This window comes from Rhodococcus sp. NPDC003348, assembly GCF_053589375.1.
On the sequence record NZ_JBSFRT010000010.1, the window covers coordinates 123,287 to 143,270 of the forward strand.

The 19,984-nt window shown below is 70.1% G+C and carries 22 protein-coding genes; 1 reads left to right on the plus strand and 21 read right to left on the minus strand.

The genetic code is table 11. The annotated features are described in order from the left end of the window. Window positions 1-166: 166 nt before the first annotated feature. From ACWDU4_RS09730 to ACWDU4_RS09825, 20 genes are all read right to left on the minus strand, one after another. Window positions 167-1,324 (minus strand): HoxN/HupN/NixA family nickel/cobalt transporter, encoded by a 1,158-nt coding sequence (locus tag ACWDU4_RS09730; protein WP_450113672.1) that lies wholly within the window; start codon window positions 1,322-1,324, stop codon window positions 167-169. Between the two features lie 26 nt (window positions 1,325-1,350). Beyond that, on the minus strand, window positions 1,351-2,121 hold the full coding sequence (locus tag ACWDU4_RS09735; RefSeq protein ID WP_450113673.1) for a DUF6390 family protein: 771 nt from the start codon (window positions 2,119-2,121) through the stop codon (window positions 1,351-1,353). Between the two features lie 3 nt (window positions 2,122-2,124). Then, a complete protein-coding gene (gene hypD / locus ACWDU4_RS09740; RefSeq protein ID WP_450113674.1) occupies window positions 2,125-3,291 on the minus strand; it encodes a hydrogenase formation protein HypD in 1,167 nt (388 codons plus the stop codon). A 16-nt stretch (window positions 3,292-3,307) separates the two neighbouring features. After that, window positions 3,308-3,580 (minus strand): HypC/HybG/HupF family hydrogenase formation chaperone, encoded by a 273-nt coding sequence (locus ACWDU4_RS09745; RefSeq protein WP_450113675.1) that lies wholly within the window; start codon window positions 3,578-3,580, stop codon window positions 3,308-3,310. Window positions 3,581-3,615: 35 nt separating this feature from the next. Then, a complete protein-coding gene (gene hypE / locus ACWDU4_RS09750) occupies window positions 3,616-4,701 on the minus strand; it encodes a hydrogenase expression/formation protein HypE (RefSeq protein WP_450113676.1) in 1,086 nt (361 codons plus the stop codon). 92 nt (window positions 4,702-4,793) lie between these two features. Next, the gene (locus tag ACWDU4_RS09755) at window positions 4,794-5,492 is read right to left on the minus strand and encodes a D-sedoheptulose-7-phosphate isomerase (RefSeq protein ID WP_450113677.1); all 699 of its coding nucleotides are present in this window, start codon (window positions 5,490-5,492) and stop codon (window positions 4,794-4,796) included. Then, window positions 5,489-6,259 carry a HypC/HybG/HupF family hydrogenase formation chaperone gene (locus ACWDU4_RS09760; RefSeq protein WP_450113678.1) on the minus strand — a complete coding sequence of 257 codons (771 nt, stop codon included), beginning with the start codon at window positions 6,257-6,259 and terminating at the stop codon, window positions 5,489-5,491. The genes ACWDU4_RS09755 and ACWDU4_RS09760 overlap by 4 nt, the downstream gene beginning before the upstream one ends. After that, entirely contained in the window at window positions 6,256-8,598 is a 2,343-nt protein-coding gene (gene hypF / locus ACWDU4_RS09765) for a carbamoyltransferase HypF (RefSeq protein ID WP_450113679.1), read from the minus strand. Before hypF ends, ACWDU4_RS09760 begins: the two co-directional genes overlap by 4 nt. Then, window positions 8,595-8,876 (minus strand): HypC/HybG/HupF family hydrogenase formation chaperone, encoded by a 282-nt coding sequence (locus ACWDU4_RS09770; RefSeq protein ID WP_450113680.1) that lies wholly within the window; start codon window positions 8,874-8,876, stop codon window positions 8,595-8,597. Before ACWDU4_RS09770 ends, hypF begins: the two co-directional genes overlap by 4 nt. A gap of 3 nt (window positions 8,877-8,879) precedes the next feature. Next, window positions 8,880-9,395, minus strand: coding sequence for a hydrogenase maturation protease (locus ACWDU4_RS09775; RefSeq protein WP_450113706.1), 516 nt, complete (start codon window positions 9,393-9,395; stop codon window positions 8,880-8,882). Between the two features lie 4 nt (window positions 9,396-9,399). Further along, window positions 9,400-9,519 carry a DUF6893 family small protein gene (locus tag ACWDU4_RS09780; protein ID WP_450113681.1) on the minus strand — a complete coding sequence of 40 codons (120 nt, stop codon included), beginning with the start codon at window positions 9,517-9,519 and terminating at the stop codon, window positions 9,400-9,402. Then, the gene (locus tag ACWDU4_RS09785; protein ID WP_450113682.1) at window positions 9,516-11,009 is read right to left on the minus strand and encodes a hypothetical protein; all 1,494 of its coding nucleotides are present in this window, start codon (window positions 11,007-11,009) and stop codon (window positions 9,516-9,518) included. The genes ACWDU4_RS09780 and ACWDU4_RS09785 overlap by 4 nt, the downstream gene beginning before the upstream one ends. Continuing rightward, window positions 11,006-11,662: a DUF6084 family protein gene (locus ACWDU4_RS09790; RefSeq protein ID WP_450113683.1), complete on the minus strand. Its 657-nt coding sequence runs from the start codon at window positions 11,660-11,662 to the stop codon at window positions 11,006-11,008. The genes ACWDU4_RS09785 and ACWDU4_RS09790 overlap by 4 nt, the downstream gene beginning before the upstream one ends. Continuing rightward, the gene (locus ACWDU4_RS09795; RefSeq protein ID WP_450113684.1) at window positions 11,659-12,285 is read right to left on the minus strand and encodes a DUF5947 family protein; all 627 of its coding nucleotides are present in this window, start codon (window positions 12,283-12,285) and stop codon (window positions 11,659-11,661) included. Before ACWDU4_RS09795 ends, ACWDU4_RS09790 begins: the two co-directional genes overlap by 4 nt. Next, entirely contained in the window at window positions 12,285-13,154 is an 870-nt protein-coding gene (locus ACWDU4_RS09800) for a NifU family protein (RefSeq protein WP_450113685.1), read from the minus strand. Before ACWDU4_RS09800 ends, ACWDU4_RS09795 begins: the two co-directional genes overlap by 1 nt. A 3-nt stretch (window positions 13,155-13,157) precedes the next feature. After that, entirely contained in the window at window positions 13,158-14,954 is a 1,797-nt protein-coding gene (locus tag ACWDU4_RS09805) for a nickel-dependent hydrogenase large subunit (RefSeq protein WP_450113686.1), read from the minus strand. 24 nt (window positions 14,955-14,978) lie between these two features. After that, on the minus strand, window positions 14,979-16,034 hold the full coding sequence (locus tag ACWDU4_RS09810; protein ID WP_450113687.1) for an NADH-quinone oxidoreductase subunit B family protein: 1,056 nt from the start codon (window positions 16,032-16,034) through the stop codon (window positions 14,979-14,981). Between the two features lie 118 nt (window positions 16,035-16,152). Beyond that, window positions 16,153-17,010 carry a hydrogenase nickel incorporation protein HypB gene (gene hypB / locus ACWDU4_RS09815; RefSeq protein ID WP_450113688.1) on the minus strand — a complete coding sequence of 286 codons (858 nt, stop codon included), beginning with the start codon at window positions 17,008-17,010 and terminating at the stop codon, window positions 16,153-16,155. A 4-nt stretch (window positions 17,011-17,014) separates the two neighbouring features. Next, window positions 17,015-17,344 (minus strand): hydrogenase maturation nickel metallochaperone HypA/HybF, encoded by a 330-nt coding sequence (locus ACWDU4_RS09820; protein WP_450113689.1) that lies wholly within the window; start codon window positions 17,342-17,344, stop codon window positions 17,015-17,017. 62 nt (window positions 17,345-17,406) lie between these two features. Next, window positions 17,407-17,946, minus strand: a complete 540-nt coding sequence (locus ACWDU4_RS09825; RefSeq protein ID WP_450113690.1) for a hypothetical protein — start codon at window positions 17,944-17,946, stop codon at window positions 17,407-17,409. Window positions 17,947-18,053: 107 nt separating this feature from the next. Between ACWDU4_RS09825 and ACWDU4_RS09830 the strand changes: the two genes are divergently transcribed. Further along, window positions 18,054-19,058 carry a tyrosine-type recombinase/integrase gene (locus ACWDU4_RS09830; protein WP_450113691.1) on the plus strand — a complete coding sequence of 335 codons (1,005 nt, stop codon included), beginning with the start codon at window positions 18,054-18,056 and terminating at the stop codon, window positions 19,056-19,058. A gap of 52 nt (window positions 19,059-19,110) precedes the next feature. Here the strand turns inward: ACWDU4_RS09830 and ACWDU4_RS09835 are convergent, their stop codons facing one another. Beyond that, window positions 19,111-19,710, minus strand: a complete 600-nt coding sequence (locus ACWDU4_RS09835; protein WP_450113692.1) for a hypothetical protein — start codon at window positions 19,708-19,710, stop codon at window positions 19,111-19,113. Window positions 19,711-19,984: the final 274 nt, after the last annotated feature.

Here is a 19,984-nt window from a genome sequence, read left to right on the forward strand (position 1 = left end):
GAAATCCCGACGCGGGGCGGACCGGGCTCCGGCTTTGGGCGGCGAACCGCGCACTTGTCGACTCCGAGTGACCCGCGCTGTTCCAGCTGTACTGCCCAGGGACATTGGTCAAGCGGCTGCCCCACACGCGTGCCTCACCGACGTCCGCGCCTCACCGACGTCTCGGTCAGTCCTCGGCCGGGGCGGTCGCCAGGCGCGCGGTCCACCGCTCCTCGATGTGCCCGTACCGCCAGATCGCCAGCGCGGCAACCCAGGTGACCACGAACAGGGCGACGACGAGGTAGCCGAGCAGGTTCAGGTTCAGGCCGGCCAGCCGGTCCCAGATGCCGCCGGTCCAGCCGAGTTGTTCGGCGAGCAGGCCGAGCAGCTCGACGGTGCCGATCAGCAGCGCAACCGCGACGGACAGGAAGGTGATGGTGAGGTTGTAGTAGACCTTGCGGACCGGGTGGGAGAACGCCCAGCCGTAGGCGAAGTTCATGAACGAGCCGTCGATCGTGTCGAGCAGACTCATCCCGGCGGCGAACAGGATCGGCAGGCACAGGATCGCGTACCACGGCAGACCCGCGGCGGCGCTGGTGCCGGCGAGCACGAGCAGCGCGATCTCGGTGGCGGTGTCGAAGCCGAGCCCGAACAGCAACCCCACCGGGTACATCTGCCAGGGCCGGGTGATCGACCTCATCGCCCGGCCGAGGACGCGGTTCATCAGCCCCCTGGCGTTCAGTTGTTCCTCGAGCGCGGTCTCGTCGAACCGACCGGCGCGCATCTGGCGGAAGACCCGCACGATCCCGAACAGGATCACGACGTTGATCGCCGCGATCACGTACAGGAAGGTGCCCGAGACGGTCGTGCCGATCAGCCCGGTGTAATGGTGCAGCGCCGAGTCGTCGTCCTCGACCGGCCCGACGACGGCCTTGATGCCGATCGAGATCAGCACCGCCAGCCCGAACACGATCGTGGAATGTCCGAGCGAGAAGAAGAAACCGACCGACAGCGGCCGCTGGCCGTCGTTCATCAGTTTCCGGGTGGTGTTGTCGATCGCCGCGATGTGGTCGGCGTCGAAGGCGTGCCGCAGTCCGAGGGTGTAGGCCGTCAACCCGACACCGAGCCCCAGGGTCGTCGTGCCGAGGCTGTAGTGCTGTGGGGCGACGACGAGCGCCAGAATTCCCCATCCGAGCACGTGCAGCACGACGATCACCGCCACCATCGCCGCGACCCGCACCCATTCGGCTGCGGTGAGCCCGGACCGGATTCGGGCCATGCGCGACGTGAAGGGACGGCCGGACGGCGTGGTGGTGATGCCGGAGGCGGGCATTGATGTCGTCATTGCGATCGTGTCCTCTCCGCGGGAGTTCACGGCACATCCGTCGTCGCCGGTTCGGCGGCGAGTCGTTCGTTCGTGCAGGCGAGCTGGCGGACCGTCCCGGCCGCGAGACGCTCGGCCTCGTCCCCGGTCAGCCGATCACACAGGAAGCCCCAGTGCATCGCGACCTGCTCGCCCACCCGGAGCGCGGGCACGAACGTCCCCGACGCGGTCCGTCGCTGCACGCGCTCGATCCGTTCGGTACCGAGATCCAGACGGGCGCCGTCGAACTCGAGCGGCCGGGAGCGCACGGTGGCCGACGCGGCATCGACGTCGAGCACGATGCCCCAGCGGATCCGGCAGGAATCGAGCACCTGCAACGGCTGCGGCATGCCCGTGTCGAGCAACCGCGACCACGGATACACGCCGAAGACGTGGAAGGCGTGCGTGGGCGCCGCCTCGTCGAGCAGCGCCGGCGTCAGGTGCGTCCAGTAGTGTCCGGCCGCGGACCCGAGCCGCTCCAGCAACCGGGTCCCGAACACATGCGGGTCGACGCGGTCGGTCAGGTCGCTCCCGGTCCAGTAGGCCCGGACCACCCGTACGTCGAGGGGATCCGCGATGCCGGTCAGCTCGGCGAGCAGTTCCTGATAGGGCCAGGCACCGCTGAACCTGCGTGCCGCGTCGGTGACGGCGCCGCCGTCGCCCGCACCGCACGCGGCGTGCTCGAGTGCCGCCACCCCGGCCGGACCGCAGAATCCGAGCGCGTTCGGGGCATGGGCGTAGCGGGCGAACAGCCGCTGACCCTCCGTCGGCTCGGCCATCGGTCAGACCGTCTCGCCCTGACCCACCAACGGCTGCCCCGCCGCGCCGCGCCGTCCCACCAGCTCCGCCGTCTCCCGGTGCAGGCGCCCGAAGTTGTAGTAGGCCGCGCACGCCCCCTCGGGTGAGACCATGCACGTACCGATCGGGGTCTCCGGGGTGCAGGCGGTGCCGAACACCTTGCACTCCCACGGCTTGATGACGCCCTTGAGGACCTCACCGCACTGGCAGGCCTTCGGATCCGCGACCCGCAGACCGGGCATCGAGAATCGCTGCTCGGCGTCGAAGTCGGCGTAGTCCGGGTGGATACCGAGCGCGCTCTGCGAGATGAATCCGAGCCCGCGCCACTCGAAGTGCGGGCGCAGGGTGAAGGTTTGCGACATCAGGCGCAGCGCCTGCACATTGCCGTCCGCGCGGACCACGCGGCTGTACTGGTTCTCCACCTCGCACCGCCCGTCGCGGATCTGCCGCAGCAGCATGTGGACCGAGGCCAGGATGTCGAGTGGCTCGAAACCCGCGACCACGATCGGCTTTCCGTACACCTCGGGAACGAAGCGGTACGGCCGCAACCCCACCACCGTCGACACGTGCCCCGGGCCGAGGAACCCGGACAGTCGCAGGTCCGGTGACTCGAGGATCGCCTTGATCGGCGGGACGATCGTCACGTGGTTGCAGAACACGGTGAAGTTCTCCAACCCCAGTTGCCGGGCCCGCACGAGCGTCACCGCGGTGGACGGCGCGGTGGTCTCGAAGCCGACGGCGAAGAACACGACATGCTTGTCCGGGTTGTCCACGGCGATCTTCAGCGCGTCGAGCGGGGAGTACACGAAGCGGACCTCCGCGCCGCGGGCCTTCGCCTCGATCAGGTTTCCGCGGGATCCGGGCACCCGCATCATGTCGCCGAACGTCGTGAACACCACGTTCGGCTGTTCGGCCAGCCACATGGCGTCGTCGATGCGCCCCATCGGGATCACGCACACCGGGCATCCGGGGCCGTGCACCAATTCGACCGACGGCGGCAGAAGATGTTCGATGCCGTGCCGGTAGATGGTGTGGGTGTGGCCGCCGCACACCTCCATGAACTTGAACTCGTCGGCGGCCGCAAGTTCGGTGATCGACGCCACCAGGGCGCGGGCCGCGGCCGGGTCTCGGAACTCGTCGACGAATCTCATGTCGCTGCCCTGCCTTTCACGCGATGTCCGACGCGTTGAAGGCGTCGATCTCGTTGACGTAGTCGGCGCCCATCCTGCGGACCTGGTCGAGCGTCACCTGCGCTTCGGCCTCGTCGATGCGCGCCATCGCGAATCCGACGTGCACCAGCACCCAATCGCCCACCTGCAGTCCGCTGTCGGCGAGCAGCCGCACGCTGATCGCGCGCTGCACCCCGCCCACGTCCACCTTCGCCAGATGCTGCGCGGGATCGACCATGTCGACCACCCGGCCGGGGATACCCAGGCACATGACGTGACTCCTTTCACCTCGGCAGATCCGGGTTCTCAACAGATACGGGGCAGCGGATCACCGACGAGCATGTCCACGATCCGGCTGCCGCCGAACGCGGTGCGCAGCGCGACGATCCCCTCCGGTTCGGCGAGGATCTCGCCGACCACCGTCGCCTCGGCACCGCCCGGGCAGGCCCGCAGCGCGGCGACCGCGGCGTCCGTCTCGTCCGGGGAAACGATCGCCACGAACTTGCCCTCGTTCGCGACGTACAACGGGTCGATGCCGAGCAGGTCGCACGCACCGACCACCGCGGGCCGGATCGGCAGCGACGCCTCGTCCAGGATCACGGCCAGGCCGGTGGCCTGCGCCAGTTCGTTGCACACGGTGCCGACGCCGCCGCGGGTGGGATCGCGCATCCACCGGGTCGACGGTGCCGCCGCGAGCAACGCCTCCACCAGCGAGTGCACCGGGGCGGTGTCCGAGGCGATGTCCGCCTCGATGGCCAGATCGCCGCGGGCCAGCATCACCGCCATGCCGTGATCCCCGATGGTCCCGGAGATCACCACCCGGTCGCCGGGCCGGACCAGGTCGGCGCCCAGGCGTCGACCCTCGGGCACGATCCCGACGCCCGCGGTGCTGATGTACAGCCCGTCGGCGGCGCCCCGGCCCACCACCTTGGTGTCACCGGTGACGATCTCGACCCCGGACGCGGTGGCCGCGGTCGCCATGTCGGCGACGATCCCGCGCAGCCGGTCGATCTCGAAACCCTCCTCGATGACGAACGCCGCCGACAGCCAACGCGGACGGGCCCCGGACACGGCCAGGTCGTTGACGGTGCCGTGCACGGCCAGATGCCCGATCGAGCCACCCGGGAACGACAGCGGCTGCACGACGAACGAGTCGGTCGAGAACGCGAGCCGCTCCGCGGGGCCTGGGCGCACGGTCGCGGCGTCGCCGAGCTGCTCGAGTTCGGTGTTGCGGAACGCGTCGACGAACACCGCATCCACCAGCGCGGCGGACGCCTTGCCGCCGGCGCCGTGCGACAGCGAGATCACCGTGTCCCGCAGTCGTGGCCGACGCCGCCGGAACGCCTCGATCCGTTCGAGGACCCGGTCCTCCCGTTCGGCCTCGGTACTCATGGTCGACCTCCTGCCTCGGTCTCCGCGCTCATGGTCGACCTCCCACGTCGGTCTCCGCGCTCATGGTCGACCTCCCACGTCGGTCTCCGCGCTCATGGCCGACCTCCCACGTCGATCTCCGTCAGGGCTGCCTGCGCGACCGACCACAGCCGGTACCCGAGCAGGGCGTGGCTCTCCTGGATCCGGTGGATGCTCTGCGAGCGGACCGTGAAACAGAAGTCGAGGTGATCGGTCGCGGCCATCCGGCCGCCGTCGTGTCCGGCGAAACCGATCGTGAGCAGGCCGCGGGAACGCGCCTCGGTCAGCGCCGTCATCAGGTCGTCGGAATTGCCGGAGGTGGACAGGGCGATCGCCACGTCGTGCTCGTGGGCGTGCGCGATGATCTGCCGCGAGAAGATCAGGTCGAAGCCGACATCGTTGCCCAGAGCGGTCACCACCGCCTGGTCCGCCGCCAGCGACCAGGCGGGTACCGCCCTCCCCCGCGCGGGCCGGCTGAACAGGGTCGCCAGGGTCGCCGCGTCGGTCGAGCTGCCGCCGTTGCCGAAGGTGTAGAGGCGTCCACCACGAGCAAAGCGCTCCGCCATGCGTCGGCCCGCCACGGCGATCGCCACCCCGTACTCGTCGAGCGAGACACGTTGCAGGCGAGCGCTTTCGGTCGCCTTCCCGCGAGCCGACGCGGCGAGGTCGCGCAGCAGCGCGGTGGCATCACGCTCCTGGGCGTCGATGAACGGGTAGAGGAAGTCGGTGTTCTCCGGCGCAGTGTTCGCCGTGTTCTCCGGTTCGGTGGTCACGGCTCCTCCCCACTCTCGCTCGGCCCGGCCTCGAGGTCCCCGGTGTCGAGTCGCGTGATCGCCACCCCGCCGTGCACCAGCACCAGGTCGCCGGCGGCGACGCGGCCGAGCAGCGAGACGTCGACCTGCTCCTGCCCGTCCGCGGTGCGCACCGGCGCGGTCCCGGTGTCGTCGGCCACCCATACCACCTCGCCGAGCCTGCCCTCGTCGCTGCAGGTGACACACACCTCGTCGGTGCAGTCGGGAGCGGTCAGCAGTCCGGGATGTTCGAAGCACACGTGGGTCAGTTCCCACAGCAGGTGATAGAGCAGCACGAACCGGCCGGTCGCGGGGACCATCGGGTCGTCCGAGTCCACCCACAGCACGTGGGTGGCGGCGCCGGGCGCCGGGCGGGGGCCGCAGCCGATCCAGATCGTGTCGGCGCCCCACGCGGGGGCGCGCCGCACGATCTCGCGGACGGCCTGCTGGTCGGCGGAGGCAACGGCGAGGATCACGTCGCCCGGACGGGTGGCGACGCGACACTGGGCCACGGGGTCCGGCTCCACCAGCGACACCGACGGCAGCGCGCGTTTGCCCATGATCACCGGGTGCACGAACTCGACCGCCACGTGGTGGGCGTGCGGTTCCCACTGCGGGGAGACCACCCACAGGGTGGCGCCGGCGTGGAATCGGCGGGCCAGGGCCAGCGCGGTGTCGGCGAGATCGGCGGCCAGTTCCGGCCCGATGGGGTCGGGGTCGGGGCCGGTGGTCCGGTCGGTCGCGGTCATCGCGCTCGCCCCCTTCCCTCGCGCTCCGCTACCCGGCTGCGCGCCCAGGCGGCACCGAGTGCGGCCTGACCCAGCGAGAGACCACCGTCGTTCGGCGGCACCCGCCTGTGGGTGAGGACTTCGAACCCGTTGTCCTGCAGCATGCTTCGGATCGCACTCAGCAGCACCCGATTCTGGAACACGCCGCCCGTGAGCCCTATCGTGTGCACCCCGGCCGCGTCGGCCGCCCGGGTCGCCAGCTCGGCCGTCCCGGCCGCCAGCGCGAGGTGGAAGCCCGCGGCGAGTGTCGCGGCGGGGATACCGTGCCGGACACCGTCGACGAGGTGGCCGACGGTGCCCGTCCAGTCGAGTTCCTCGCCGTGCACCGCCCACGGGAGCGCCACCGGGTCCGCGGCGCTGCGCGCCAGTGCCTCGAGCTCGATCGCGGCCTGCGCCTCGTAGCTGATCCGGTGCCGCACGCCCAGCACGGAGGCCGCCGCGTCGAACAGTCTCCCGGCGCTGGTGGTGCGCACGCAGCCGACACCGGTGGTCAGTTGCGAGTCCACCAGCGCGCGCTCGTCCGCGCCGAGCGCGGTCGCGGGCGGCAGGTCGTCGATCTCGGTGATGCCTGCCTCCCGCAGCACGGCCAGCGCGACGCGCGCCGGGGTGCGCACCGCGATGTCGCCGCCGGGCAGCGGGAACGGGCGCAGGTGTCCGACCCGGCGGGAGTCGAGGGGGTCCGGGCCGACCAGCAGCAGCTCACCGCCCCACACCGTGCGGTCGCAGCCGTATCCGGTGCCGTCGAAGGCGATCCCCAGGACCGCGGTCCCGAGCCGCCGGTGCTCGGCGAGCAGGGAGGCGACGTGCGCGTGGTGGTGCGCGGCCGTGTGCAGGTCCAGGCCGTGGGCCTCGGCATGACGTTCGGCCCACTGCCGGGTCGTGTAGCCGGGATGCGCGTCGGCCACCACCACCTCGGGAGTGACCCCGTGCAGCGCGGTCAACTGCGCGACCGACGTCTCGAAGGCCCGCCGGCTCTCGACGGTGCCCATGTCCCCGAGGTGGGCCGAGCAGAAGGCGTAGTCCTGCCGCGTCAGGCAGAAGGTGTTCTTCACCTCGGCGCCCACCGCGAGCACCACCGGCGCCGATTCACCCAGCAGCACCGGCATCGGTGCGAATCCGCGGGAGCGGCGCAGCGGCAGTTCCGCGCCGTCGGCGACCGCGACCACCGAGTCCTCGCAGGGCACGGCGATGTCCCGGTCGTGCAGCAGGAACAGGTCGGCGATCGGTCCGAGCCGGGTCCGGGCGTCGTCGTTGTCGGTGCACAGCGGTTCGCCGGACAGGTTGCCCGACGTCGCGACCAGCAGTCGCGGCACCCGGGCGTCACGGTCGGGCACCGGTGCGAAGAACAGGTGGTGCAGCGGGGTGTACGGCAGCATCACCCCGAGTTCGTCGAGTCCGGGCGCGACCGCGTCGGCGACCACCGCGCCGGGTCGCGTCCGCAGCAACACGATGGGCCGGGCCGGGCCGGTCAGCACGGCCTCCTCGGCATCGGACAGCGCGCAGAGCGCGGCGACCGCGGCGACGTCCGGCGCCATCACCGCGAACGGCTTGCAGGGCCGGTGCTTGCGGTCCCGCAGACGCGCCACGGCCGCGGGGTTCGTCGCGTCGCACAGCAGGTGGAAGCCGCCGATCCCCTTGACCGCCACGATGTCTCCGGCGGCGAGGGCCGTCTGGACCGTGGTCAGCACCGCGTCGTCGCCGTCGATGCGGATCCCGTCGCGTTCGGCGAAGATCCGCGGCCCGCAGTCCGGGCAGCAGATCGGTTGCGCGTGGTAGCGGCGGTCCGTGGGGTCGGCGTACTCGCGGGCACAGTTCGGGCACATCTCGAATCGCGCCATCGTGGTGGCCGGCCGGTCGTAGGGCAGGTCGGTGATCACCGTGTAGCGCGGACCGCAGTTCGTGCAGTTGACGAACGGGTGCCGATGGCGCCGGTCGGTGGGGTCGTGCAGTTCCCGCAGGCAGTCGGCGCAGGTCGCCACGTCCGGCGGGATCAGGGTGCGCGCACCGTCGGTGCGGTGGCTGTCCACGATGCGGAAGTCGCGCTCACCCCGTGGGGGTCGCGCCGTGCCGGTCACCTCGGCGAGCAGCGCGAGCGGCGGCGCATCGTCGCGGAGGCGGCGAGCGAACTCGTCCAGATCCGCCGCGTCGCCCTCGATCTCGAGAAACACCCCGCCGTCGTCGTTGCCGCAGTACCCGCCGAGGCGCAGCTCGCGGGCCAGTCCGGCGACGAACGGCCGGAACCCGACGCCCTGGACCACTCCACGGACCGTCAGGCGCCGTCGCTCGACCAGCGACTTCACGGCGAGGTCCCCGGCTCGTCACGCGGGCGGTGCCCCTGATCGTTTCGGGGGCGCCCGATCAGTTCGAGCCCGGCCATCGCCCGCTGCGCGCCGGCCTCGTCCACCCGGTCCATCGCGAAGCCCATGTGGATGACGATCCAGTCGCCCGGGCCGAGTTCGGGGTCGTCGAGCATGCCGATGTTCACTTTGCGCTGCTCACCGGCGACATCGACGAGGGCGAGTTGCCCGGCGTAGCCGTCGAGCTTTCGGATCACCTGTCCCGGGATGCCCAGGCACATCGGTCAGCCCTCTTTCCCGCCGGCCGCGGCGACACCGACGGTGCCGCGGTCGTCGAGGAGCTTCAGGGTCCGGTGGACGGCGGCGACGGCGGGGTCGACGGCTGCGGCGACCGCGGGCGAGAGGCCGAGGGTCTCGGCGACGTTCGCGGCCTGGCACCCGACCACGACGGTGGGCGGCGGGTGCCCGCCGAGCGCGGCGAGGCCGGCGAAAACGGCGGCCGGGTCCATGGCGTGGGCGTCGAGGCCACCGCCGCCGCGGTCGGTGGTGTCGGCCTCGAAGACGCGCAGCGCACCCGGGTCGCCGGTGTCGGGGACGGCGTCGACGAGGACGAGGGCGTCCCACCCGTCGAGCAGGTCGTAGGCGAGGTGCATGCCGCGGATCCCGTAGTCCACCACACGGGTTCCGGGTGCGATCGTCTCGTGGGTGCCGGCCGCCAGCCGTCGCACGACCTCGGGGCCGAAGCCGTCGTCGCCGAGGAAGATGTTGCCGATGCCCGCCACCAGGATGCGCACGCGCAGGTCCTCACATCTTCCGGATCCGCAGGTACCGCTGGATGTCCGGCAGCGACTGCACCGTGACGGCGACCGCGGCGGCTGCGGCGGCGGCCAGGGCCAGGGTGGTCAGCTTTCCCATGAATCTCATGACTCCCCATTCCTTGTGATCGGCTCGAGCTCGTCGGGTGCGAAGTACAGGTAGCGCCCGTACCAGTCGTGGAGGTCGGCGGCCGGATCGTCGACGAGCACGACCCCGACATGGGTGTCGCCGTCGACGTCGGCGTGCACGGTGGACACCCGCGCGATGCGGCCGGCGAAGAACAGGTCCTGGGCGTCGGCGCGGCGTGAGGGGTGCAGGCGCACCAGGCTGCCCTTGGCGACGCGCACACCGCCGACGAGCACTCCGTCCGTCTCGGGTCGGACGCTGGTGTCGGCCTCGGGTGTCCACCAGTCGACACCGTCGGGCACGTCGGGAATCAGCCCGCCGTCACTGTGCGGGTCGCACGCGATGTCACCGTGCGGGTCGCACACCGTGTCACCGTGCGGGTCGCACACCGTGTCACCGTGCGGGTCGCGGAGGGTGCCGTGCAGGGCCTGCATGTCGGCGGGGGTCATCGTCTCGCAGCGGTCGACGATCCGGCCGGCGCGGGGATCGGTGGCGCGGGCCTCGGCCTTCTCGTCGTCGGTGAGGGTCAGGACCCGCAGGGTGAGGATCTCGTCGATCTCGGTGGCGTCGAACAGGTCCCCGCCGCTCTGGTCGGCGATCCGGGGGTGGTCGTACAGGATGATCGGCGACACCAGCATCGTCTCGGCCTCGCCGGGGGTGGCGGGGTCGTGGTCTCCGGCGAGGACCGGGAAGCAGCGCGAGTGCGTGCAGCCGGTCGCGAGATCGGCGGCGTCGGTGGGTGGTTCGAGCAGCGAGACGAACCGCCCGGCGTCGGCGGTGACGATCAGGTGTGCGCCGAGCAGCGACCGACGCAACGCGTCGGTGGCGTCGCCGGGCGGCGCGCCGGTGTTCTCGACGGTGAGGTCCAGTCGCAGCGGGGCGCCGGAACCGTCCGGGGCGGCGGTCTCCACGCGGAGCACGGCACACAGTGGCCACCGCCGGCGCAGCACGCGGCCGGCCGGCGTCCCGTCCGGCGCGGTGAGCGGTTCGACGTCGTCGCCGCCGGGGACGGCGATCGCGATCGTGTGCACCGCCGGTTCGGTCGTCACGGGCGGCTCGGTCGTCACGGGCAGGGGGCCGATGGGGACCTCGACCTCCACGGCCTCGTCCCAGCCGATCCAGGTTCGGTTCGCGACGGTCAGTTCGTCGACGGTGACGTGGCCGTCCCCGTCCCGGCGCTGCACCGTCCGCGTCTGCAGCTGCAGGAAGCGGAGCGCCACGTCGATCGTCGTGCCCGCGCCGAGTGTGCGCAGCACGCACTGCGCCGCCAGTGTCGGTTCCTCGCCGAATCCGGCCGCGGCGGCACCGGGCGGGCCGAGCACGCCGAACTGCCACCGCGAGTAGTTCTTACGGGAACTCGCCCGGTACGGGTAGAGCAGGTAGCCCTCGTAGAGCACGGCATCGGCGACGGCCCGGACCGGGTCCGGAGTGGAGCCCGCGGAACGACCGGCTTCCGGAGTGGCTCCCTTCACGACGCCACCTCCCCCGGTCCGCGCGCCGTGCTCTCGGCCAGCAGTGCGGAGACCGCCGCGTCGAAGTCGGTGTGACCGTGTGCGACCTTGTATCGGGTCAGCGCGGCCAGGGTGTCGTGGCCGAGGCGGGCGAAGCCGGTCGCGGGAAAGTGGGTTCGCACCATCTGGTGCCACACCGTCACCGGCATGTCGAAGCGGGCCTCGCGGTCCCAGGGCACGGGCTCGACGACCGTCCCGGTCGGCCCCTGGGTGAACACCATGCCACTGAACAGCAGCAGCAACGGCACCGCACCGTCGGGGAGAGCGTTCAGATACCGGGTCGCCGCGACCTCGAAGTCGTAGGTGCACGGCAGCGGCAGGGTTGTCTCGCACTCGTCCTGGAATCGGGGCACCATCGTCGCGGTCTGCAGCCACGAGAACGACGACAGTGTGCCGCCCCAGCGGTCGCGGGTGCCGAACAGGTCACCCAGGGTGTCGGCGGCGTCCGGCTCGTAGCGGCGACGTCCCGGTTCCAGACGCACCTGGCAGCGCAGCGCGACGCTGTGCACCGCCGCGCCGGTCGTTTCGCGGATGCGGATGCGGGCCACCAGGTTCGGGGTGACGGCATACGGTTCGGGCTCGATACGAGCGACCTCGAACTCCAGGGATGTCACGACGGGCCCCTCGCCGGGACGGGCCGGCTGCGCCGCGCGATCTCGGCGAAGTAGTTGTCGAGTTCGGCGCGGGCGTCGGAGCCGCCGTCGAAGCCGCGCCAGACGCGGCGCAGCCGACCCACCAACTCGTAGCAGGCGTCGATGGGCACCAGATGGCAGTCGGCGGCGCCGCGGCGGGGCGCTCGCAGGAGCAGTGCCTCGACGTCCGGCTGCGGGGTCACGAGCGACGGGTTGTCGGCGCGGACCCGCTCCCAGGTGTCGAGGGGCAGTTCCGATTCGGTCGCGCCGGCCGGTCCGGGGTAGAGCGCGACGGTCCGGCCGAGGACCGAGTTGTGGAAGAAGAACGCCAGGCCCACGGGGATCTCGAGGGCCGCCCACTGTCCGGAGGCCAGCGCGAAGTCCGGGAAGGACAGGTAACGCTCCGGCACCGCCCGGTAGTGCAGGTCCGCGTCCGGGTCGGTGAACAGCAGATAGCAGGGCCTGCACACGCACATCAGCTGCCGCGCCCGGACGTCGACGACGTGGGCGTGCCCGGCGCCGACACCGACCGCGCACATTTCGCAGCGCTCCCCGGCCGGGCGCGGCGCGGACAGTCGCTGCAGTACCTCGAACGGGGACGACATCACGGCACTCCGGCGGGCATCGCGACGGACAGCACCCCGTCCCGCACCAGGACCGGCACCGGGTCGAGGTGGTCGTCGGTGCCGGCGTCTATCCGTGCCCCGGCGCCGCGGACGTCGAAGTGCGCCGAGCAGTGCGGGCACCGCAGGACGGCGGCGCCGGCCAACGCTCCGCGGTGCAGCACCGCCCCGGCGAACGTGTGGGTGCATGCCGGGCAGCGGTCGCGGTAGGCGAGGATCTCGCCGGAGAGACGACAGGCGAGCACCTGCTGTCCCGCGACGGCGAAGCCTCCCACGTCACCCTCGGCGAGCCGGTCGAGTTCCGGTGCCGCGCACCAGGTTCCCCCGGAGCCCGCGTGCACCCGGGTGAACAGTGCGTCGGCCGGGATCACCGCGGGATCCGGGGCGGCGGCCGTCTCGACCTCGAGCTCGGTGACCTCGGGCGCGGCCGCTCGCACCGCGTCCTGCACGGCGAGTTCGAGGGTCACCGCGGACGACGGGCAGCCGTGGCAGCTGCCCAGCAGACGCAGCCGGGCCACACCTCCACTGACCTCGACCAGTTCCACGTCACCGCCGTGCGATCCCAGATAGGGGCGCACCGCGTCGAGTGCGGTGCGAATCCGGGTCGGCGCGTCGTGCGGGTGCAGGCCGTGTACGAGCAGCAGGCTGGCTACGAGGTCGTCTCGGGCGAGTTCGTCCGTCAACTCCGGGTCTCGGGCCGCCAGGTCGCGGATCCTCGCCAGCCCCGCGCCGTAGAGGCCCATCACCTCCCGGACGAGGTCCTCGGCGCGTCCCCGGGCCGCCGGCCCGGCGGCGGAACTCGCGTCCAGCAACGCCTCGATTCGTTCACCCGACTCCCGCCACCGCTCCATCCGTCACTCCCCGGTGAGCGACTGGGTCGGCGAGTGCAGCTTCTCGAGGGTCTTCCCGCCACCGAGGTACATGTGCACCCCGCAGGGCAGGCACGGGTCGAAACTGCGCACCGTGCGCATGATGTCGATGCCCTTGAAGTGCTCGCGGTCGTTCTCCTCGAAGATCGGCTGCCCCTGCACCGCGTCCTCGTACGGACCGGGGGTGCCGTAGCTGTCGCGGGGGCTGGCGTTCCACGGCGTCGGCGGATACGGGTGGTAGTTCGCGATCTTCCCGTCGCGGATCACCATGTGGTGCGAGAGGACACCGCGCACGGCCTCGGTGAATCCGCAGCCGATGCCCTCGTCGGGCACCTCGAAGGTTTCCCAGGTCTTGGTGCGGCCGGCCCGGATCTCGGTGAGTGCCTGCTCCGCGAAGTGCAGCGCACACGCGGCGGCGTATGCCTGGAAGTAGGTGCGGGCCCGGTTGCGTTCGAGGGTGTTGCTGCCGTGCTCTGGGATCTTCCACTCGAGGGTGACCGGTCCCTTGAGCGCGGTCTTGGGGAGGTTGATCTGCACGCTCGAGCCTGTGGACTTGACGTAGCCGATGTCGACCAGCCCGGCCAGCGCCGTCGACCACAGCCGGGCGAGGGGTCCGCCGCCGGTGTCGAGGGCGAGGTGATCGGTGCCGTCGAACCAGCGCGGCGACATCACCCAGCTGTACTTGTCCTCCAGGTCGCGCTTCTGCGGACGCGGGTTCGTGTGCTGGTTCCAGGGGTGACGTCGGTCCACCGGGTTGCCCAGCGGATCGGTCGCGACGAAGGTCTCCTGATCGGACCAGTCCTCGTAGTACGACGAGCCGAGCAGGATCCGCAGGCCGAGGTTGATGTCGACGAGCGAGGTGGTCACCAGTTTCCCGTCGACGACCACGCCCGGGGTGACGAACATCTTCCGGCCCCAGTCCTCCATGTCGCGGTAGGCGAAATTGCACGCCTCCGGGTCCTGGAACGACCCCCAGCAACCGAGGAGGGTGCGCCGCAGGCCCACCTTCTCGTAGCCCGGCAGCGCCTCGTAGAAGAAGTCGAACAGATCGTCGTGCATCGGGACGACCTTCTTCATGAACTCGACGTAGCGCATGAGCCGGGTCATGTAGTCGGTCATCAACTGGACCGTCGCGACGGTGCCGACCCCGCCCGGGTACAGGGTGGACGGGTGCACGTGCCGTCCCTCCATGAGACAGAACATCTCCCGGGTCGAGCGGCTCACCTGCAGGGCCTCGCGGTAGAACTCCCCGGTGAACGGGTTGAGGGAACGCATGATGTCGGCGACGGTGCGGTAGCCGTGCTGGTCCTCGCGCGGGGCACGGGTGTTCTCGGCCTTCGCCAGGACACCCGGGTTGGTCTCGGACACCATCTTCTCGCAGTAGTCGACGCCGACCAGGTTCTCCTGAAAGATGTTGTGGTCGAACATGTACTCCGCGGCCTCGCCGAGGTTGACGATCCATTCCCCGAGGTGCGGCGGCTTGACCCCATACGCCATGTTCTGCGTGTAGCAGGAGCAGGTCGCGTGGTTGTCACCGCAGATCCCGCAGATGCGGCTGGTGATGAAGTGGGCGTCCCGAGGATCCTTGCCCTTCATGAACAGCGAGTACCCACGGAAGATCGAGGAGGTGCTGTGGCACTCGGCCACTTGCTTGTTCTCGAAGTCGATCTTGGTGTAGATGCCGAGGCTGCCGACGATGCGGGTGATCGGATCCCAGGCCATCTCCACGAGGCCGCCGGAATCCGTCTGCTTGTGCGACGGCTCGGGGATGATCTCTGTCATCGATCTGCCTCTCGAGAGGTCGGTCTACCAGGTACGTACTGCTCCCGTTTCCAGCGTCGAGCCCGGGGTACGCCAATGCGGCTCGTCGTCCAGCGTGCGAGCGGTGATGCTGCGCAGACGCCGAATGACCGATCCGTACACACCGGAGGCCGTACTCGAGAGCAGGCCACCGGGCGGCTCGTCCATGAACGGCATGAACTTGTCCGGGAAGCCGGGCATGGTGCAGCCGATGCAGATCCCGCCCACGTTCGGGCAGCCTCCGATGCCGTTCATCCAGCCACGCTTGGGCACGTTGCACTTGACGACCGGACCCCAGCAACCCAGTTTCACAAGGCATTCCGGGGATCCGTACTCGGTGGTGAACTCACCCTGCTCGTAGTATCCGCCGCGGTCGCAGCCCTCGTGCACCGTGGCGCCGAACAACCACTGTGGACGCAGCGCCTCGTCGAGCGGGATCATCGGGGCCTGGTCGGTGGCCATGTACAGCAGGTACGTCAGCGTCTCCGACAGGTTGTCCGGCTGGATCGGGCATCCGGGAACGCACACGATGGGGATGCCCGCCTTCGACTTCCATTCCCAGCCGAGGTAGTCCGGCACGCCCATCGCTCCGGTCGGATTGCCTGCCATCGCGTGGATCCCGCCGTACGTGGCGCACGTGCCCGCCGCGACGACCGCAGTGGCCTTGGGCGCGAGCCGGTCCAGCCACTCGCTGGTGGTGATCGGCTGACCCGTCTCCTCGTTGTTGCCGAAGCCGCACCAGTAGCCCTCGTCGTGCAGCTTCTCGTTGGGAATCGACCCCTCGACCACCAGCACGAACGGTTCGAGTTCCCCGCGGTCGGCCTTGCGGAACCATTCGAGGAAGTCGTCCGCGCCGCCCTCGGGGCCGCACTCGAAGTCGATCAGGGGCCAGTGCACCGCCACTTTCGGCAGTCCCGGCAACGCGCCGAGCGCGATCTCCTCCACACTCGGTTGAGTGGCCGCGGTCAGTGCCACGGAATCGCCGTCGCAACTGAGCCCGGCGTTGATCCACAAGACGTGGATCAAAGTCTCTTCGGCCGCCTGAGCTTGTGATGTGGGCATGCCGACCACCTTTCGGAGCGCACAGCACTCCTACGTTCACTTCGCCGGAGTCGATCATCGAACTCCCTGCGCAACGCTCCTTCTATTAAGGCCCTCGTCGACGGTGGATGTCAACGAATCACGTGCTCGCCCCGCACCCGTCGGCCAGCCAGCGGTACCACCGGTCGAGACCTTCGCCGGTGGTGGCGGACAGTGCGATCAGCTCCACATCGGGATTGACCGATCTCGCGTGGCGCGTACAGGTTTCGAGATCGAAGTTCACGTACGGCAGCAGGTCCACCTTGTTGACGATCACCAGATCCGCGGCCGCGAAGATGTGCGGGTACTTCAGCGGCTTGTCCGTTCCCTCGGGTGTCGAGATGACCACCACCTTGGACCGCTCCCCGAGGTCGAACAGCGCCGGGCACACCAGGTTCCCGACGTTCTCCACGAACAGCAGTGTGCCCGAGGCCGGCTCGAGTGCGGCGAGCGCATCGTGCATCATCTGCGCGTCGAGGTGACAGCCGGCGCCGGTGTTGACCTGCACCACTGCGCAACCGGTGGAGCGGATGCGTTCCGCGTCGAGCAGGGTTTCCTGGTCGCCCTCGATCACCGAGATCTGTGTCGTCGCCCGCAGGTCACCGATCGTCCGTTCGAGGAGCGTCGTCTTCCCCGCCCCGGGCGAGCTCATCACGTTGACCGCCGTCACGCCCCGATCGTCGAGCCAACCGCGGGTACGCGCGGCGAGCAGGTCGTTCTTCGCGAGCACCTGCTGTTCGAGCATGACGGTCTCGGTCCGGGGCCGCGAATGGTCGTGCTCGTGGCCGTGGCCGTGGCCATGACCGTGCTCGTGCTCGTGCTCGTGCTCGTGCTCGTGCTCGTGCTCGTGCTCGTGCTCGTGCTCGTGACCGTGCTCGTGACCGTGCTCGTGCTCGTGCTCGCCGGGAACCGTCACACGCGGTCCCGCCTCCTCGCCGCAGCCGCAGGTGGCACACATCGCTTCAGCTCACTTCCATCGACACGATTCGCAGCTCCCGGCCCGACCGAACCTGGACATCGGCACTTCCGCAGGCGCACAACAGAATCGGATCGGACAGGGGAAAGTCCGAACCGCACGCGCGGCAGTGTCCCGCCCCCGCAGGGGTGTCTATGTCCAGCCGGGCGCCCTCGGCGACGGTGCCCGCGGTGACCAACTCGAAACAGAACTGCATCGAGTCGGGGATCACCGCGCACAGCACTCCGACCTCCACGCGCACGCTGTGCACGCGACGGTCGCCTGCTCGCTCGCACACCGCGTCCACGACGCTCTGCGCGATCGACAATTCATGCATCCGCGGCCCCACTCCACCCGATTTGCCGCTGGTGTCCACGATAGGCCCGATACCGGCACCGGTTACCCGGAATCACCCTCCGGGTCTTCAGACCCGCGGGCGCGGGCGGCGATCACGCGGTAGTCGGCCCGCCGGTGCGCGATGTGCGAATCGACGCGCATGTGATCGCGCATCGTGGGGATGGCAACGGTGTCGTCCACCGCGACACCCCGGCGGAGCAACCATGCCTGCACCTCACCCCACAGCCAGGTCTGGCCCAGCGTGAGGTTGAACGGCAACGGAAACGGGTCCCCCTGGTGCCGCTGCCCGTTCACCCACAGTGCGACCGCCTGCCTCGTGCAGCCGGCGCGCTGCGCGATCAGCCGACGGTCCACCAGGTCCGGTTGCGTGCGTTCCACGTCGACGCCGAGCTCGCTGAGCCGTGCGACGAGGTCGATACCGGCCGCGTACCCGCGATACCCCGTTCCGCTCGCCGTGACCACCTGCAACGGGCCGTGATCCGCGATCACCCCACCGAGCTCGTCGCGCACCCGGTCCTCCACCCGCACGGGAAGAACCCCGGTGACGAACGAGTACCGGTACGCGCACATGTCGGGATCCACGCGCCGATCCTACTGTTGACGGTTGTCAACGCCCGGCCGACCGCTGCCGTCGGCGGGTTCCGGCACCCGCTCGCGCACCGTGCGCCCCTTCCTGCACAATCGAACACGTGACCGAATCCCTGCACGACTGGTTCGAGGAGTTCCTCGTCTACCGCAGCACGGCCAAGCCGTCACCGAACACCCTTCGGGCCTACCGGCAGGACTACCGGGCGGTGGCCGACTCCCTCGCCCGCGTCGCGGGCACCTCCGCCGCGCGGCTCACACCCGACGTCATCGACAAGGCGGCCCTGAGAACCGCATTCGCCGAGTACGCCGACACCCGGCAGCCGGCCTCCATCCGCCGCTGCTGGTCGACCTGGAACATGTTGTGCGACTTCTTGTTCGCCGCAGACGCGATTGTCGCCAATCCGATGTCGTCGGTGTTGCGTCCGAAGGCGCCGAAGACGGTACCCAAGGCGTTCCATGCGGACGCGGTCGAACGCCTCGTGACCACCCTGCAGGCCCCCGACGAAGGCGCCCGCGCGTGGCCGGAACGCGATTTCGCGCTGATCCTCACCGGCCTGCTGACCGGACTGCGCTCCGCGGAGTTGATCGCCATCGACCTCGGCGACCTGCGCGACGCCGCCGACCAGGCCAAGGTCATCCACGTCCACGGCAAGGGCAACAAGCAACGGGTGGTCACAGTCGAGCCGGTCGTCGTCGACGTCCTCGGCGACTACCTGTCCAGCCGCGCGCAGCGGTTCCCCGGCACCGCGCGCCGGCGTGCGGATGCCGGGCCGTGGCAGCGCTTCGCGGCCTCGGACCCGATGTTCGTCGGACGCGACGGTTCCCGGATCACCCGAGGCACCCTCCAGTACCGCGTCGAGCGGGCGTACCGTCGCGCGGGGATCAACGGCGATCGCGCGAAAGGCGCTCTGGTGCACCAACTTCGACACACCTTCGCGACGGCGATGGCCGATCAGAACGTCAGCGTCTACACCCTGATGCGCATGCTCGGTCACGAGTCGATGACCACCACACAGCGGTACACCTCGGGTGCGGGCACCGAAGTCAGGGGCGCAGCGGCCCTGAACCCGGCGTACAACCTCGTGAGCCGCACGGCCGGGAACTGAACCGTCGGAACCGAGCGCTCCGGTCGGGTTGCGATCCGGGCGATCTCGGCGATCAGGGCAGGCTGGCGACGAATTCGAACACCGCAGGCTGGACCGCGGGGTTCGCGTTCACCACACCGGTGACGGCGCCGATGGTGCCACCGATCGCGGCGCCGAGGGGGCATCCGACGAAGAGGAACAGGACGCACCCCACCACCAGTCCGATCACGGCGCCGGTGTTCGCGTTCAACTGTCCGCCGTTCAACCAGCCCTTCTGGATCTCGGCGACCATCTTGTCGTAGGCGGCCTGGCTGTACGCGGGATGCACACCGACCGGCGGCATCTGCGGGGTCAGGGTCAGTTCCCTGCCACCCTGTCCGATGGTGGCGCCGATCGGGACGAGATCGTCCCCGACACCGTAGGCGAGGGGCACCCGGGTCAGGGCGGTGCCCGCATCGTTGACGACGTCGACGGCGGTGCCACCCGCCGCCAGCCGGAAGGCTCCCGAGTCGAGGACGGTCGCCACCGAGCGACCGCCGGGGAGGACCGAGGTCTCGTATCCGACCTGTGTGTCACCTGGCGCCGGAACCGCACTGGCATAGGAGTTGCCTGCGCCGACACCCATCGCTGCAACCACGGCCGCGGACAGCACCGCGGCCTTGTGAAGTTTCATGGTGGGGCTCCTACTCCGAAAGCTCGGTGATTCGGTCACCGATTGCGGGAAGACGGCCCCCGAAACGGATTCGTAGACCGTCAGGAACACCACCTAGAATAGAGACCGAACGGCCTGACGTCTCCCCCTTTACGGCGTTGACGTGCCGATATACCTGACGAACACCGAAAGGGGGGGGGGGGGGGGCGCGCGGCGGGGGGGGTTGGGGAGGGGCAGAGAGGGATAGACACTGCTCCACCCCCAATTCTGTTTTTATGGGGTGGTGGTGTGTTTT